Annotated in this window: 14 protein-coding genes and 2 tRNA genes; 9 read left to right on the top strand and 7 right to left on the bottom strand. The window is 72.7% G+C overall.

Annotated features, from left to right (window positions below; all coding sequences use genetic code 11):
• Nucleotide 1: 1 nt before the first annotated feature.
• On the bottom strand, nucleotides 2-493 hold the full coding sequence (locus PV682_RS19275) for a heme-degrading domain-containing protein (protein WP_319731419.1): 492 nt from the start codon (nucleotides 491-493) through the stop codon (nucleotides 2-4).
• Nucleotides 493-1572 carry a Gfo/Idh/MocA family oxidoreductase gene (locus PV682_RS19270; RefSeq protein ID WP_319731417.1) on the bottom strand — a complete coding sequence of 360 codons (1080 nt, stop codon included), beginning with the start codon at nucleotides 1570-1572 and terminating at the stop codon, nucleotides 493-495. Before PV682_RS19270 ends, PV682_RS19275 begins: the two co-directional genes overlap by 1 nt.
• A 56-nt stretch (nucleotides 1573-1628) precedes the next feature.
• Here PV682_RS19270 and PV682_RS19265 point away from each other — a divergent pair, with 56 nt between their 5' ends.
• The 5 genes from PV682_RS19265 (at nucleotide 1629) to PV682_RS19245 (ending at nucleotide 6371) form a co-directional block, all read left to right on the top strand.
• A complete protein-coding gene (locus PV682_RS19265) occupies nucleotides 1629-2696 on the top strand; it encodes an ROK family transcriptional regulator (RefSeq protein WP_319731415.1) in 1068 nt (355 codons plus the stop codon).
• Nucleotides 2697-2857: 161 nt separating this feature from the next.
• Nucleotides 2858-3748 (top strand): hypothetical protein, encoded by an 891-nt coding sequence (locus tag PV682_RS19260; RefSeq protein ID WP_319731490.1) that lies wholly within the window; start codon nucleotides 2858-2860, stop codon nucleotides 3746-3748.
• A gap of 257 nt (nucleotides 3749-4005) precedes the next feature.
• A complete protein-coding gene (locus PV682_RS19255) occupies nucleotides 4006-4785 on the top strand; it encodes an HAD-IIA family hydrolase (RefSeq protein ID WP_319731413.1) in 780 nt (259 codons plus the stop codon).
• A gap of 143 nt (nucleotides 4786-4928) precedes the next feature.
• Entirely contained in the window at nucleotides 4929-5702 is a 774-nt protein-coding gene (locus tag PV682_RS19250; protein WP_319731411.1) for a hypothetical protein, read from the top strand.
• 3 nt (nucleotides 5703-5705) lie between these two features.
• Entirely contained in the window at nucleotides 5706-6371 is a 666-nt protein-coding gene (locus PV682_RS19245; RefSeq protein WP_319731409.1) for a class F sortase, read from the top strand.
• A 306-nt stretch (nucleotides 6372-6677) separates the two neighbouring features.
• Here PV682_RS19245 and PV682_RS19240 read toward each other — a convergent pair whose 3' ends face one another.
• On the bottom strand, nucleotides 6678-7577 hold the full coding sequence (locus tag PV682_RS19240; RefSeq protein ID WP_319731407.1) for an ANTAR domain-containing protein: 900 nt from the start codon (nucleotides 7575-7577) through the stop codon (nucleotides 6678-6680).
• A 115-nt stretch (nucleotides 7578-7692) separates the two neighbouring features.
• Nucleotides 7693-7766 (bottom strand) — tRNA-Lys (locus PV682_RS19235).
• A gap of 185 nt (nucleotides 7767-7951) precedes the next feature.
• Between PV682_RS19235 and PV682_RS19230 the strand changes: the two genes are divergently transcribed.
• From PV682_RS19230 to PV682_RS19215, 4 genes are all read left to right on the top strand, one after another.
• Nucleotides 7952-9232 (top strand): peptidoglycan-binding protein, encoded by a 1281-nt coding sequence (locus tag PV682_RS19230; RefSeq protein ID WP_319731405.1) that lies wholly within the window; start codon nucleotides 7952-7954, stop codon nucleotides 9230-9232.
• Between the two features lie 73 nt (nucleotides 9233-9305).
• Complete coding sequence (locus PV682_RS19225) at nucleotides 9306-10499, top strand: SPFH domain-containing protein (protein ID WP_319731403.1); 1194 nt, start codon at nucleotides 9306-9308, stop codon at nucleotides 10497-10499.
• A 208-nt stretch (nucleotides 10500-10707) separates the two neighbouring features.
• Nucleotides 10708-11226 carry a DUF3592 domain-containing protein gene (locus PV682_RS19220; protein WP_319731401.1) on the top strand — a complete coding sequence of 173 codons (519 nt, stop codon included), beginning with the start codon at nucleotides 10708-10710 and terminating at the stop codon, nucleotides 11224-11226.
• Between the two features lie 40 nt (nucleotides 11227-11266).
• The gene (locus tag PV682_RS19215; protein WP_319731399.1) at nucleotides 11267-12958 is read left to right on the top strand and encodes an AMP-binding protein; all 1692 of its coding nucleotides are present in this window, start codon (nucleotides 11267-11269) and stop codon (nucleotides 12956-12958) included.
• Here the strand turns inward: PV682_RS19215 and PV682_RS19210 are convergent.
• From PV682_RS19210 to PV682_RS19200, 3 genes are all read right to left on the bottom strand, one after another.
• Nucleotides 12924-12997, bottom strand: a tRNA-Lys gene (locus PV682_RS19210). The two genes, PV682_RS19215 and PV682_RS19210, sit on opposite strands and share 35 nt — an antisense overlap.
• A 114-nt stretch (nucleotides 12998-13111) precedes the next feature.
• Nucleotides 13112-13870, bottom strand: coding sequence for an IclR family transcriptional regulator (locus PV682_RS19205; RefSeq protein WP_319731397.1), 759 nt, complete (start codon nucleotides 13868-13870; stop codon nucleotides 13112-13114).
• Nucleotides 13871-14134: 264 nt separating this feature from the next.
• A complete protein-coding gene (locus PV682_RS19200) occupies nucleotides 14135-15082 on the bottom strand; it encodes a D-2-hydroxyacid dehydrogenase (RefSeq protein WP_109363547.1) in 948 nt (315 codons plus the stop codon).
• Nucleotides 15083-15213: the final 131 nt, after the last annotated feature.

Genomic DNA, 15213 nt, shown 5'->3' with positions numbered 1-15213 from the left:
GTCAGTCCTTCCCGAGGAATTCCTCCAGCGCCTCGACCACGAGTCTGTGGTCCTCCAGCTGCGGGAGCCCCGACACCGTCACGGCCCCGATCACGCCCACTCCCTCCACGGTGACGGGGAACGAGCCGCCGTGCGCCGCGTACGTGTCGGGGTCGAGGCGGGACGATTCCTCGAAAGTCGTCCCCTTCGCCCTGAATTCCGCGCCCACCCGATAGGAAGCGGAACCGTACCGCTCCACGACCCGGCGTTTCCGGGCGATCCAGGCGTCGTTGTCGGGGGACGAGCCGGGCAGCGCGGCATGGAAGAGCTGCTGTCCGGCGCGGTGGATGTCGATCGCCACGGGAGCCTCGCGCTCACGGGCCAGTCCGACCAGGAGGGAACCCAGCGCCCAGGCGTCCTCGTAAGTGAATTGCCGGAATACCAGACGCCGTTCCTGGGATTTCAGCTCATCGAGCGTGGGGGTGATTTCCAGGGCGGGCTTCTCGTTCACCATCACAGGTTCACCGTCGATCCGTCTCGTGCCGAACGGCGGGCCGCCTCCAGGACGTCGAGGGCGGTGGCCGCCTCGGTGGCGGGCACCGGGTTCGGGCCGCCGCCGGTCAGTGCCTCGGTCACCGCAGCGTAGTAAGCGGGGTAGTCCCCAGGCAGGGTCGGCACGGCCCGCCCGCCCCCGGTCGACGGCGACTCCCCGGAGCCGACCCGCCCCCACAGCTCCTCGGGCTCCACGCCCCACCCGGACCCCGGCCGCGCACCCTCCCGCAGCGCCGCCTCCTGCGGGTCGAGCCCGTATTTCACGAACCCCGCCTTCGACCCCAGCACCCGGAAACGCGGCCCCAGTTGGGCGGTCGTCGCGGACGCGTACAGGTGGGTGCGGACGCCGTTCGCGTGCGTCAGCGCGATGAACGTGTCGTCGTCGGTCTCGGCGCCGGGCCGGCGGACGTCCGCCTCCGCGTACACGGACGTCACCGGACCGAACAGCACCAGCGCCTGGTCTACCAGGTGACTACCCAGGTCGTACAGCAGACCTCCGATCTCTGCCGGGTCGCCGGACTCGCGCCAGCCGCCCTTCGGCAGCGGACGCCAGCGCTCGAAGCGGGACTCGAACCGCCATACGTCACCGAGTTCGCCGTCCGCGAGGAGCTTGCGCAGCGTGAGGAAGTCGTTGTCCCAGCGGCGGTTCTGGAAGACGGACAGCAGCAGACCGCGCTCCTCGGCGAGCGCCGCCAGCGCGCGGGCCTCCTCCGCCGTTCCCGCGATCGGCTTGTCGACGATGACCGGCAGCCCCGCGTCGAGCGCGGCGGTCGCCAGCGGGACATGTGTCCTGTTCGGGGACGCGATCACCACCAGGTCCAACTCGCCCGCCCGCGCGAGGAGTTCGTCCGGCGTCGCGACGACCCCGGCACCCGGGTGCTCGGCGCGCGCCTGCGCCTGGCGGTCCGGGTTCGAGGTGACGACCGTGTCGAGTGTCAGGCCCTTCGTCGTGCCGATCAGCGGGGCGTGGAAGACGGAACCCGCGAGGCCGTAGCCGATCAGGCCCACGCGGAGGGGGTTCGCAGCAGCGCCAGTACTCATGCCGTCCACTTTGGCAACGCTGTTGCCAAAGTGCAAGCGCGGGCGAGAATGGAGCCGTGAACAGGACGAACGACCCGGGGCGTACGACGGGCACCAACCTCCTCGCCGTGCGCGGGCACAACACCGCGCTCGTGCTCGACCTGCTGCGCACGGCCGGCGCCGACGGGATCAGCCGCCTCGAACTCGCCGAGCGGACCGGGCTCACCCCGCAGGCCGTCAGCAAGATCACCGCGCGGCTGCGGGAGGAGGGCCTCGCGGCGGAGGCCGGCCGCCGCGCCTCCACCGGCGGCAAGCCCCGCACCGTCCTGCGGCTCGTCCCCGAGGCGGGGCACGCCGTGGGGGTGCACCTCGACCGGGACGAACTGCGCGTGGTCCTCGTCCGGCTGGACGGGCGGGTTGCCGCCGAACGGTGTACCCCGCTGGACCTGGGGGCGGGTACCTCCGAGGTTGTAGACGGTCTAGTACGTGAGGTGCGGGGAGTCCTCGCGGAGGGGGTCGTGGGACTTCTGGGGGTGGGGGTAGCCCTTCCGGGGCCGCTGGACCATACCTACGGGGTACTCGGCCGTGTCACCGGCTTTCCCGACTGGGACGGCTTCCCCCTGCGTGACGTCCTCGCCCGCGAGCTCGGCGTCCCCGTCGTCGTCGACAAGGACACCAACGCCGCCGCCCTCGGCCTCTCCGCCGCGGGCGAGGGCGGCTCCTTCGCCTACCTCCACCTCGGCACCGGCCTCGGCGCGGGGCTCGTCATCGCCGGCACGGTCCACCGGGGGGCGCGCACGGGCGCCGGGGAGTTCGGCCACCAGGTGATTCTCCTCGACGGCCCGCCCTGCCCCTGCGGAAAGTCCGGCTGCGTCGAGGTCCTGTGCCTGGCCGCCCTCGACCGCGGGGACCCGCAGGAGGCGGCCCGGCTGCTGGGCGTGGGCGCCGCGAACCTCGTCGGACTCCTGGACATCGACCGGGTCCTGCTCGGCGGACGCCGGGTCGAACAGGCACCGGAGGTGTTCGTGCGAGGGGTCTCCGCCGAGGTGGGGGAGGTGCCGGTGCGGCTCGCCGACGGCGGGTCGCGGGGGGTCGCGGTGGGGGCGGCGCAGCTGCGGTTGGCGGAGGTGTTCGGGCGGGGGTAGGGGGAGCCGTAGCTCCGGAGGTGTAGACGGCTAATACCAACGCCCCCACGCAGCCGTACGTGACTCGTGTGTATGTCGGATGAGCTGAACGGGCGGACTCCGGCACCCCACCGGAGCGCCGAGGCCCTCAACCCGGCGTACTCGGGCAGGCTCACGTGACCATGCGACCCTGCCTGTCCCACGCCCGCCGACTCGCCGGGGCAGCCCTCGCCCCCGCCCTCCTCGGCCCCGCCCTCCTCTCCACCCCCGCCGCCGCCCTCGCCCCGGCAGCCCTGGCCGGTCTCCGTGTAGCTCCGGCCCCGGCAGCCCCGGCCGCTCTCCGCGTAGCCCCCGCCCCCCTCTCCGCGTACGCCGTCGAAGCTCCCGCCTGCGCCGGCCCCGACGCCCGGGACTTCCCGCTCGCCGCCCGGCTGCGGGGTGGACCTGAGAGCTACGAGTCCGGGGGCGGGTACGGGGTCTGGTACCTGGACCTGGTGAACAGCACCGGGCGGGACTGCGCCGGGGTGCACCCGGTGGTCGTCCTGGTCGACGGGCGGCGGGAGTTGAAGGCGGGCCAGGTCCATCTGGAGTTCTACGACGGTGAGCGCCCCCGCGCGGTCCGGTTCGAGGAGACGGACGCGGACGAACTGGTCGGGCCGTTCGTCGAGGGGGACGCGGACGGCGCCGGTGAGGAGGGGGGCGCGGGCGCCGGGGGCAGCGGCTTCGCCGGGTTCTCCGTCCCCGCGCACCGCACCCTCACCGTGAAGCTCCGCCTCTCGTTCACCTCCGACGCCGTCACCAACGACGTCACCGCCCACGCCGCTGTCGTGCAGCGTCGGGGGGACGACGGGGAGTGGGTCGGTCAGTCCGGCGGCTACCGGTTCACCGTCGAGGGGATGACCGGTTCCAGCTCGACCTACGCCCCGCGGGGGACGGGGGCGCGTACCGAGGAGGGCCGTGAACTCGCCGGTACGGGGGCCGGGCCGGTCGTGGTGGGGGCGGCGGTGTTCGCCGGGGGCCTTGTCGCGGCGGGGGCGGGAGTCGTCGTCGTACGCCGGAGGCGCTACCGGTAAGGGGGGCGGCGCGTCGTACCGTCCGGCCGTCCCTCCCCGGTACTACGGGGCGTCCCCTACCTCCCCAGTACCCCCTACCTCCGAGCCCTCGCCCCTCACCCCCTCCCTCTCAAGTCCCCCCCATCCACCCCGCCCCGCAACCCACCGGCCATTCCCAGGAAATCCACCCATTCCCTCAAGATCCGACCTGTGCTTAGGGTGGGCCCCACGACGCACTCACGGTGCGTTCGTGTACGGCACGGCAGGAGACCCCGCACATGGCAGACCGCAAGCCCATCGAGTCGTGGCTCACCGACATGGACGGTGTGCTGATTCACGAGGGTGTCCCGATCCCGGGGGCCGACGCGTTCCTGAAGAAGCTGCGGGACTCGGGCAAGCCGTTCCTGGTGCTGACGAACAACTCGATCTACACACCCCGCGACCTGCACGCCCGGCTGCGGCGGATGGGCCTGGACGTGCCGGTCGACAACATCTGGACCTCGGCGCTCGCGACCGCGAAGTTCCTGGACGACCAGCGGCCGGGCGGCACGGCGTACGTGATCGGCGAGGCCGGTCTGACGACCGCGCTGCACGACATCGGGTACGTGCTGACCGACCACGAGCCGGACTACGTCGTCCTCGGCGAGACGCGGACGTATTCCTTCGAGGCGATGACGAAGGCGGTCCGGCTGATCAACGACGGCGCCCGGTTCATCTGCACCAACCCGGATGAGACCGGTCCCTCCACAGAGGGACCCCTCCCCGCGACCGGCGCTGTGGCCGCGCTGATCACGAAGGCGACCGGCAAGCAGCCGTACTTCGCGGGCAAGCCGAACCCCCTGATGATGCGGACCGGGCTGAACGCGATCGGCGCGCACTCCGAGAGCAGCGCGATGATCGGCGACCGGATGGACACGGACGTCCTGGCCGGCATCGAGGCGGGCATGCAGACGTACCTGGTCCTCACGGGGCTCACCCAGCCCGAGCAGGTGGAGAACTTCCCCTACCGCCCCTCGAAGATCGTCGACTCGATCGCCGACCTCGTCGAACGGATCTGAACCACCCCGGCGCCCGGAACACCGCCGTTTCCGGGGTGCCTGGACCCACCTCGGGACCCCCACCCGGACGGAGTAGCCCACCCCTACTGAGGGTGCGGGATCCGACCCCGTGGGGGAGCCTCCAGATATCTGGAGGTTTCACGATGGGTTCACCACGCTTCACGCTCCGCACCGGTGTCCTGGTCGCCGCCCTGGCTCTCGCCCCGGTCGTACCTGCGGCGTACGCGGCGGACGGGGACCGGAGCGTCTCGGTGGTCCCGTCGACGCCCGTGGCCGGCGGTGAAGTAGCTCTCAAGGTCAGCGGTTGCACGGGGAAGACGGCGAAGGCTGTGTCCGGCGCCTTCGTCTCGGACGCCCGCCTGATCGGCACCGACGGCACCCTCGTCGGCGAGACGAAGATCCGCTCGATGACCGAGCCGGGCGCGTACGCCGTGACGATCACCTGCGCGGACATCGAGATCAAGGGCAGGATCACGGTCGCGGGCCCCGGCGCGACCCCGCACGCCACCCCGGTGGCCCCGGTCCGCGCGGGCGGCGGAGGAGCGGCGGACCTGCTCGCGAACCGGGTGGAGAACCCGGCGCGGACCCTGCCCCACCCTCGGACCCTGGCCCAGCCCCGCGCCACCGCCCCCAACACCGCGCACGCCGTAACCGGCCTCACCCTCGCGGGCCTCGCCGCCCTCGCGGTGCTGGCCCTCCGGGGGGTCCTCCGCAGACGCGGAGCCACCGCAGCCGCCGTGCCCACCGCCGTACTCGCCGTGCCGCCCGCTGGGCTCACCGTGCCGCCCGCCGTACCTGCCGCGTCCGGCGTACCCCCTACCCCCACCCCCGTACCCACCGCCTCCGGCACCACCCCCGCACCCACCGCTCCCGGCGTCACCCCCACACCCCCCGACGCCACCCCCCGAAAGCCCTGACCGGTGTCCGACCACCCCCGCTCCTCCCACCCCACCCGCCTCCTCACCGGCATCGCCTGGGCGCTCCTTCTCCTGGGCCTCTGGCTGTGGGGCCGCGAGGTCACCGAGGTCCCTGGCGGAATGTCCGCCCCCACGACGGGCGACATAGCGGCGGTGGGACGTCCACCGGAGCGGCAACTCCCGCCCGCCGCACGTCCGTTGACCAAGGCCCTCCCGCAGCGCATCGACATCCCCGAACTCGGCGTACAGGCCCCCGTGGTGGCCCGCGGCCTCGACGCGAGCGGCGCGATCGACCCCCCGCCCTACGACCAGGCCGGCGTCGTCGGCTGGTACGCGGCCGGCGTCACCCCCGGCGCGCGCGGCACCGCGCTGCTGGTGGGGCACGTCGACACCGAGACCCGCCCGGCCGTCTTCTACAAGCTCAGCACGGTGATGGCGGGCGAGACGGTCCGCGTGGTGCGCGGCGACGGAAAGGTCGCCGAATTCACGGTGGACGACGTGGAGGTCGTCCGGCGCGACCGCTTCGACGCCCAACGGGCGTACGGCACAAGGGAGTCGGGGCGCGCGGAGCTACGGCTGATCACCTGCGGCGGCACCTTCGACCGGGTCAGCCGCAGCTACACGGCGAACGTGATCGTCTCCGCGTACCTCACGGGTACGAGGCCCTGAACTCCCGTACCCCACAAGGGACTACACCTGTCCCGGCCGGCGGCCCGCTCCCCCGAAACCGCCGACCGGGCAGGTCCTCGACCGCGCGCGCTCGGGCTGCGGGAGAAACCCGGCGACCGGCGCGGGAGGCTTGTGGAAACCTCGGTGGGTTTGTGTGCAGGCCGGGGGCTGGGGCCGTCTGTGAAGAGTAACGGAGTGGCACCGCAAGGCCGTAGAGCCGAGGAGGCCGAGGTGTCCGAGGAAGACTGTAGAACGGATCAGGGCCCCGGGCCTAGGTGCTTTTGACGCCAAGTCCCGACGCCGTGACTAACCGTCATCCCCGCAGGTGTCGCGCCACGTGTACGACGGCCCGCGCGGGTGCCGGGGCGGTCGGGGCGCCCGGTGGTCCCCCAACTCATGGTCACCCAAGGTCTGTTCGATGATGGAACGAGCCACCGAGTCCAGCGGCAGCCGGTTGCGGCGGGCGTATCCGCGCAGGACGTCGAACGCCTCGTCCACACTTACCCGCCGGCGTTCGGCCAGGATCCCCTTGGCCTGCTCGATGTGTACCCGGCTGGTCAGCGCGTGCTGCAACTGCCCGGAGAGCGTGCGGAATTGATCGTGCGCACGATGGTTGTACAGCCCCAGCGCGGCGGCGTCGGCGATCGACTGGGCCGTCACGACGGAGGCGGAAGCCCCGACCGGCCCCGAAGCCCCGACCGCCCCCGGAGCGTCGGTTGCTCCCAGCGCCCCGACCACCCCCGGAGCCCTCATCACCCCCGAACTCCCGCCGGGAACCTGACGGTTGGCGTCGAAGACATTGAGCGCCCCGAGAGGCGACCCCCCACGCCGTAAAGGCACCGCGAACGTCGTACCGATCCCGTGTCGCAGCGCGACGGACGTGAACTCGGGCCACCGGGCAGCGACTTGAGGGCTGCGCAGGGAGACGGGCAGGACGGGCCGCCCGGTGCGGTGACTCTCCGCGCAAGGTCCGCCACCCCGCTGCGCCTTGAGCAGGACCACCGCGAGCCGCCCGCTGCCGCCGGCCGCGAGCGTCTCGCCCCCGTCGCCGACCAGTGTGATCCCGACGGCCCTGGCGGCCAGCAGTTCGGCGCACCGGGCGGAGACCAGCCGTAGATGGGCGGCGGTGTCGAAGCCGTCGGCGAGGGTGTCGGCCGCCTCCAGCAGAGCCGCCGCCAACCGGCCTTCCCGGGTGGTGTGTTGCATTCCGCGCTCCCCTTCCGGCCGCCTCCTTTGGCGCGGTCTACCCCGGCGGGCGGTGCCGTAACAGCCCGGGAACGCGGAAAAGCCCCTCGATCACTCGGGAGGCTTCTCCGGTCTGTGCGCCGCCAGGGACTCGAACCCCGGACCCGCTGATTAAGAGTCAGCTGCTCTAACCAACTGAGCTAGCGGCGCCTGCTGACGTCGTAACTCTACAGGACGCCCGGGGGTGATCCCGACCGTCCGAACGCCCGGTCGAACACCCGAGTACTACCCGGTTACATCATTCGGACCGTCAACATGCGAGCCCGGGTGACAGTTGAGAAGCTGGCGAATGTGCACGGAAGTGGATATGTCCGGCGGAGTGTGAGGGGCGTCTCATGGAGACTCCGGTATTCGAGGAGATCGATCCCGCGAACGACTGCGGCTGCACCGGCTGCGTACGCCGCAGACCGATCGGCCCCGGCCGCCCGGCGCTCGCCGTCACCCCTCGCGCGGTGATCGTCGTGGCCACCGCGTCGGCCGCCACCGCGGCCCTCGGCGCCGCGCACGCGCCCCCCGCCGAGGCCGCGCCCCAGAGCGCCGCCCGCGCCGTTCCCGCAGGTGGCGAGCCCGAGACCCCCCAGGGCGGCGCGGCCCCGCTGCACGGTCCGTCCGGCCGCCCGGCGACCCCGGTGAAGGCCCCGGCCACCACCCGCGCCGACATCATCCGGCGCGCGAAGCAGTGGGTCGCCGCGAAAGTGCCGTACAGCATGACCGCGTACTGGTCGGACGGCTACCGGCAGGACTGCTCCGGGTTCGTCTCGATGGCCTGGAACCTCCCCGGCAACGAGTGGACGGGCACCCTCGACCGCTACGGCGTCCGCGTCGCCAAGGAGGACCTCCAGCCCGGCGACATCCTCCTGTTCCACAACCCGGTCGACCCCCAGAAGGGATCCCACGTGGTGATCTTCGGCGGCTGGACGGACTACACCCACAGCTACTACATCGCGTACGAGCAGACCCGCCCCGGCACCCGCCGCCAGGCCACCCCCTACGCCTACTGGACCCACTCCGACCGGTACGTCGCCTACCGGTACTCAGGAGTGACGGGTACTACGGGTACGGGGGGCGCTCAGACCGACGGCGCCACCCCCTTCCCGGGCCGCTCCTACTTCGGCCCCGGCGCGAACAACGCACACGTCACAGCGCTGGGACAGATGCTCGTCGAGCGCGGGGCGAAACGTTTCTATACGACAGGTCCCGGGCCCCGCTGGTCCACCGCCGACCGGCGCGCCACCCAGGCGTTCCAGCAGGCCCAGGGCTGGCGGGGCACCGACGCGGACGGCATCCCCGGCCCCGACACCTGGGCCCTGCTGATCACCGGCAAGGGCCGCGACATCGTCACCGGCACCCCCGGCCCGCCCGCCCCCGCGACCGCCGTGCCCGCCTTCCCGGGGCGCGCGTACTTCCGGCCGGGCGCCGAGAACACGTACGTCACCCGGCTGGGCGAACAGCTCGTACGCAAGGGGTACGGGAGGTACTACGGCACCGGACCCACCCCCCGCTGGGGTGACGCCGACCGGCGTGCCGTCGAGGCGTTCCAGCGCGCCCAGGGCTGGCGGGGAGCCGCCGCCGACGGCTATCCGGGCCCCGAGACCTGGAGGCGCCTCTTCTCCTGACCCTGTCGTGGGCGCGGACGACGCGCGGACCGCAGAAACGTTGACGCATCTGGCGCGGAGGCTGGAGGCAGACATGAGCAGGACGACCACTTCACAGACGCCTGGTCCCGGAGGGCCGGCGGAGGAACGGCCGGAGGGGACGCCCGAGGGGGCCCCTCGCCCCACCCGGCTGATCCAGAACGAGGCCACCACCGAGATCCCCGTACACCTCCTCTTCCGGGACGACCCCGAGCCTGGTCCTCTGGTATCGGTGGACCAGGCGCTGGTCAGCCGTACCCCGGGCGGTACTCCCCGTAGTGCTCCTCCCCGTAGTACTCAAGGACCACAGCCCCCCACCCCTCGCCTCAGACGTCCCGGCCAGGGCACCCCCCGTCCGGCCGCCCAGGTCGACCCCGCCCTGGTGGAGCGCCCCGCGCGGGTCCTCCCCGGAGCCGTCGGTGTCCTCGCCGGCACCTGCGGCGCCGCGGGCTGCGTCGTCACCTCCTGGTGGGCCGGCGTCCTCCCGCACCTCGTGTCCGAGGCCCTCCACCTTCCGATGTACACGGGGACGGGCCTCGGCCTCGCCCAGTGGGCCGCCTACGCCGGGTCCGGGGCGCTCGGCCTGTTCGGGTTCGGCGGGCTCGCGCGCGGCCGGACCGGACGGGCGTGGGTGCTGGGGCTGTTCGGCCGGTACCGGGGGACCGTCCGGCGTACGGGGCTGATGTGGGTGAACCCCCTCCTGCTGCGCCGCCGGGTCGACGTACGGCTGCGGCACTGGCGCAGTGAGCCGATGCCGGCCGCCGACGGCAGCGGGGTCGCGCTGCGGGCCGTCGTCCTCGTCGTGTGGCGGGTGCGCGACACCGCGCGGGCCACGCTCGGGGTCGAGGACCATGAGACCTACCTGCGTGAATGCGTCGAGGCGGCGCTCGCGCGGATCCCGGTGGAGATGCCGGGCGCCGGGCGCGGGCCGGTCGAGACCGCCGGGGACGCGCTGACCCGGCTGGTCGCGGCGGACGCGGGGGCCATCGGCCTTGAGGTGTACTCCGTCCAGCCCGTCCGGGTCGAGTACGCCCCCGAGGTCGCCGCCGCGATGCACCGCCGCCGGATCGCCGCGCTGGACGCGCAGCACCGGGCCTCGGTCCTCACGTCGGTCGTCGACTCGGTGGAGGACACGGTCACCCGGCTCACCATGCGCGGTCTGGTCGAACTGGACGACTACGAGCGCAAGGCGCTGGTGAAGGACCTCACCGTGGCGTTCTGCGCGGGGCGGGGGGAGACCGGAGGGTGACTGCTCCAGGGGGAGCCCCGGAGCGGTACCGGGGAGGTAGTACCGAGGGGGTACGTCTGAAGGGGTAGCTCCGAGGGTGTAGTCCCGAGGTATCGCCCGGAACTCTGAGCTTCCCCTGAGGCAACCCGTAGTACCTCAGGGGTACGTTCCCGACACGTGCACCGACCGGCACGCCTGTGCACCGACCAGCACACCCGGGGGAACCACCATGGACGTCATCTTCTACCTCGTTCCGTCGCTCATGCTCGCCGGCGCCCTCGCCATGGCCGCCACCGTGGTCCTCCGCTCCCGGCGCATCAGCGCCGCCTGGAACAGCGGCTTCACCGCCGAGGGCCGCTGTCTGCGCACGTACACCACGACCAGGAGCGACGCCGGCGAGTACCACCGCACCCGGACGACCCTGCACCATGTCTACGAGTTCACGGCCGCCGACGGCCGCCCCGTCCGCTTCGAGGAGAAGAACGGCCCGGGGACCGTCATCGAGGGTGACTACGTCACCGTCCACTACACCCCCGAGCACCCGGAGCGGGCGACCGCGCTGCCGCCCATGCGGGGCCGCCTCATGGCCGAGTCCGGCGTACTGCTCGCCTTCCTCGGGGTGTTCGCGGCGATCTGCGTCGCCTTCATGATCGGTGTGCACACCTTCTTCGACCTGGCCGACGGAGTCTTCGGCAGCGGCCCGGACGACCTCCCCGCCGATTCCCCGACCGACTTCCCCACGCCGTGACCATCGTCATCTGACGGTACGTCAACTACCGTGCTCCGCCATGGAGTCCACGGAGCGCGCCGCCACGACCGCCGAACTCGTCGCCCGGGGCTGGGCCGACCACCGCCCGGCCCTGTGGTGGCGGGACACCGTCCTCACCCACCACGACCTCGCCCGCGAAGCCTCCACCCGGGCGGCCCTGCTCACCGCCCTGCTCCCGCCGGACGCACCCCCGCACCTCGGCGTACTCCTCGACAACACACCGGAGTTCGTCCACTGGCTCTCGGCCGCCGCCCTCGCGCGAGCCGCCGTCGCCGGCATCAACCCCACCCACCGCGGCCCCGACCTGGCCCGCGACATCCTCCACACCGACTGCGCCCTCCTGATCACCGAACCGTCCCAACTCCCGCTCCTGCGCGGCCTGGACCTCCCCGGCGTCCGCCTCCTGGTCACCGGGACGGACGAATACGGCGCCCTCCTGGGGCAGTTCACGGCAACCGCCCTCCACCGCGGCGCCGCCGAGCCCACCGACCGCCTCCTCCTCTACTTCACCTCCGGCTCAACAGGCGCCCCCAAGGCGGCAATCTGTACTCAGGGACGCCTCGCGGCGGCCGGCCACCGCCTCGCCGAGCAGTTCGCGGTCGAGGAGGACGACGTCCACTACCTGTGCATGCCGATGTTCCACGGCAACGCCGTCATGGCCGGCTGGGCCCCCGCCCTCACCGCCCGCGCCGGCATCGCCCTGCGCTCCCGCTTCTCCGCCTCCGGCTTCCTCGACGACGTACGCCGCTACCGGGCCACGTACTTCACCTACGTCGGCCGGGCGATCCAGTACGTCCTGGCCACGCCGCCCCGCCCGGACGAGGACCGCGACCACCGGCTGCGGCTCGGCTTCGGCACCGAGGCGGGCGCCGTCGACGCGGCGGCGTTCCAACTCCGGTTCGGCACACGGCTGGTGGAGGGGTACGGGTCCAGCGAGGGCGGGGCGGCGATCCAGTGGGCGCCCGGGACGCCCGCCGGCGCGGTCGGTCCGGCCGTGCCCGGTCTCGTCGTACGGGATCCGCAGACGCATGCCGAATGCCCGCCCGCCGTCTTCGGGCCGACCGGCGAACTCCTCAACGGCACCGAGGCGATAGGGGAGTTGGTCAACCATGGCCCCAACCCCTTCGAGGGGTACTGGCGCAACCCCGCCGCCGAGGCGGAACGCCGGCGCGACGGGGCGTACTGGACCGGCGACCTCTTCTACCGCGACGGGAACGGCTACCTCTACTTCGCCGGACGCGGCGACGACCGCATCCGGGTGGACGGGGAGAACCTCGCGGCGGCGCTGATCGAGTCGATCCTCGCGCGGTACGACGGCGCCGACGCCGTCGCCGTGTACGCGGTGCCCGACCCGGTGACCGGGGACCAGGTGATGGCGGCGATCGCCGGGAGGTTCGAGCCGGAGTCGTTCGCCGCGTTCCTGAGCGCCCAGCCCGACCTGGGGACGAAGATGGCGCCCCGGTTCGTGCGGGTGCTGGAGCGGATGCCGGTGACGGCGACGAACAAGATCCAGCGGGCGCGGCTGCGGCGGGAGGGCGTGGAGTGCGGGGACCCGGTGTGGGAGCGGGTGCCGGGGGAGGGGGCGTACCGGAGAGCTACGGGTACTACGGGTGGTACGACGAGTACGGCCGGGCATGCCGAAGGGCCCTTCGCCGGAGCGAAAGGCCCTTCCGATGTGCGCCGCCAGGGACTCGAACCCCGGACCCGCTGATTAAGAGTCAGCTGCTCTAACCAACTGAGCTAGCGGCGCGTGACTCTCGCCGGTTTGTCCTGCTTTTCCCGGCGACAGAGAAAATACTACCTGGTCCCGAGGGGTGCTCCTGACCACGGGCGGGGCCCCTTCGGGAACCCCGCGGGAACACCCTCAGATCGCCAGCGACAGCAGCAGCGGCGTCGCGTGCCGGTGCAGCCGGTCCGCCGCCTGCCTCAGCCGGTGCGCGTCCGAGACCGGCAGGGACAGCGCGAGGCACCCCACGGACGAGCCGTCGGTGATCGGCACGGCCGCGCAGACCGTCCCCACGGCGTACTCCTGGAGGTCTAGTACGGGACTACTCGGGGGCTGGGCCTCCAGCCGGGACAGCAGCAGCTTGTCGCTGGTGATCGTGCGCGAGGTGAGGCGGGCCATCTTGTGGCGGGAGAGATGGTCCCGGCGCCCCTCGCGGTCCAGCTGCCCCAGCAGGCTCTTGCCGATCGCGGTCGCGTGCGCGGAGTACCGGAAGTCCACCCACTCGTGCACCACGGGAGTGGTAGGTCCGGCGGCGTACTGGTCGACCCGTATCTCGCCGTCGACGTACCGGCTGATGTAGACCGCCGCGCCGACCGAGTCCCGCAGTCGGTCCAGGGTGTGCTGGAGCTTCTCGCGCAGGGCGCTCTCCCGGTCCTGCGCGGAACCGAGGTGGGTGAGGACGGCGCCCGTCACGTACGCCCCGTCCGTAGTCCTTTCGACGTACCCCTCGCGGCGGAGCATCCGCAGCAGCGGGGTCAGTCTGCGGTCGCCGAGGCCGGTGCGGCGGGCGAGCGCGGTGTCGGTGACGCCGTCGGAGTGCCTGGCGATGGTCTCCAGGACCCAGAGCGCCTCCCGCGCGGAGTGGTACGGCGTGGTCGGCTCGTGCTTCAGCGCCACGGTTTTCCCCCTGCGGTCGCTTTCAGGCCGTGATCCGGGTAGCGGATCTCCTCCACGATAACCGCCAACCGCCGGATACGGAGGGGGTGTTGACGAGAACGTGGGGTGACCGTAGGGCCTCCCACGTGCGGCAACGTTCGATCGGCATATGCCTTTGACATGAACCGGAGCCCGGACCTGCATACTTGACGTGGGCACGCCTGGCGGTCGCGCGGTCGCACCGCGTGCTCCGAGCGGAAATATCTACGGCAGCGGCGGCGGGTGTCAGTGGCCGGGGACGTACCCGCGGGCCTTGTCCACCACGTTCACCAGCCGTCTTCCCGCCTCCCTGCGTTCCCACAACTCCACGAACTGCGCGGCCAGCCGGTCGTGCTGCCCCACGAAGGCACCGCCCGCCCGGGGCGTCACGAGCAGATCCGGTACGTCCCACAGCGGGCTGTCCCGGCCGAGCGGCTCGCGCGCGAACACGTCGAGCGCCGCCCCCGCGATCCACCGCCGGCGCAGCGCCTCGGCCAGCGCCGCCTCGTCGACCAGCTCGCCCCGGGCCACGTTCACGAACCGCGCCGACGGCAGCATCACCCCGAACCGGCGCGCGTCGAACATCCCCCGCGTCGCCTGAGTGAGCGGCGCCGCCGCGACGACCCACTCGGCCCGCGCCAGCAGCCGGTCCAGGTCGCCGGGGCCGTGTATCCCGGTCCTCGGCACCCGCCCCACCAGCGCCACCCCCACCCCGACGGCCTTCAACGCCCGCGCGACGGTACGCCCCACCGGACCCGCCCCCACGACTACCGCCCTGGTACCCCCTACCCGTAGTACTTCCCGGGGACGCCACTCCCGCGCCCGCTGCGCCTCCCACGCCCCCGGCAGCCCCTTCGCCATCGCCAGCACCAGCGCCACGACGTACTCCGCGACCGCGTCCTCGAAGACGCCGCGCGCGTTCGTCACGACCGTGTCCGACGAGGTCAGCGCCGGTCCCAGGACCCGGTCCACGGGGACCCCGGCGACATGCACCCACGCCGGTCGCGCGCCGTCCCCGGGCCAGGCGTCCCGTAGTACTCCGGTACGGGTGTCCCACACCAGGAGGACGTCCGCCTCCGGCAGGCGTGCGGCGAGGGAGTCGGCGCCGGTGTGCACGATCCTGGCCCGGCCGGTCAGGCGGCCCAGCCGGGGGAGCGGGTCGGCGTCGAGGACCAGGAGGGTGGGGGCGGGCATGGCACCTCGTGACCTGGCTCGTGCCGGTGGGTGGGAACACGCTGGCACCGCCGCCGGGTGGCGTCAACAGGGCCGTACGGATGGCTGCGGGGGATGCGGTGCGGGGGTCGGCGCCGTACGGGGTACCCGGC

It is taken from the genome of Streptomyces niveiscabiei (assembly GCF_033794345.1).
GTDB lineage: Bacteria > Actinomycetota > Actinomycetes > Streptomycetales > Streptomycetaceae > Streptomyces > Streptomyces niveiscabiei.
The sequence above is the reverse complement of the archived record's forward strand: the minus strand, read 5'-3'. Positions and strand labels throughout refer to the sequence as shown.